Here is a 532-nt window from a genome sequence, read left to right as displayed (position 1 = left end):
TATTAATTGTTGGCGCTTTAACATCTTTATAGAAGATGGTGATAGCTTGACCAGCATTAGTTAACTTAACAGTTTTATTTGTAGCATTGTATGTCGGTGCATATGTACTATCTACATTGACTAATTGATAGCCTTTAGGTGTGATTGTACTTTGTTGATCGTCAATGTTAACTGTATTATCAACATCTCCAGCCAATGTTTTAGGTGGAATGATTTCTTTACCAGTATTAGCATCAACATAGTGCACTTGTGCTGTAGCAGATTCTGTATAGGTAAATGAGTCAATTTGAACTTGTTGTAAATTTCGTGCACCACCTGTAGAAGCAGTCATAGATAAAGAGAAATTGGTATTATTACTTGCTTTAATCCAATCTGAAATATTTCTTGTCCATGTTTGACCAGCATACGTGACTGTCATCACTTTTGTATCACCATTATAATCAATGACGAAATCTTGGAAGGTACCGTTAGGTTGTGTCGTTAATTTCGCTGCGTTTGCTGTCTTAGTGCTATCCGTATATGTCGATGCGAC

The 532-nt window shown here is 35.9% G+C and carries 1 protein-coding gene; it reads right to left on the bottom strand.

Annotated features, from left to right (window positions below):
* A partial coding sequence (locus tag AB840_RS15715; RefSeq protein WP_048515740.1) for a MucBP domain-containing protein occupies positions 1–532 on the bottom strand: 532 nt, incomplete at both ends.

Source organism: Megasphaera cerevisiae DSM 20462 (assembly GCF_001045675.1).
In the GTDB taxonomy this organism is placed as follows: Bacteria; Bacillota; Negativicutes; order Veillonellales; family Megasphaeraceae; genus Megasphaera; species Megasphaera cerevisiae.
This window is presented reverse-complemented; position numbering and strand designations above follow the sequence as displayed.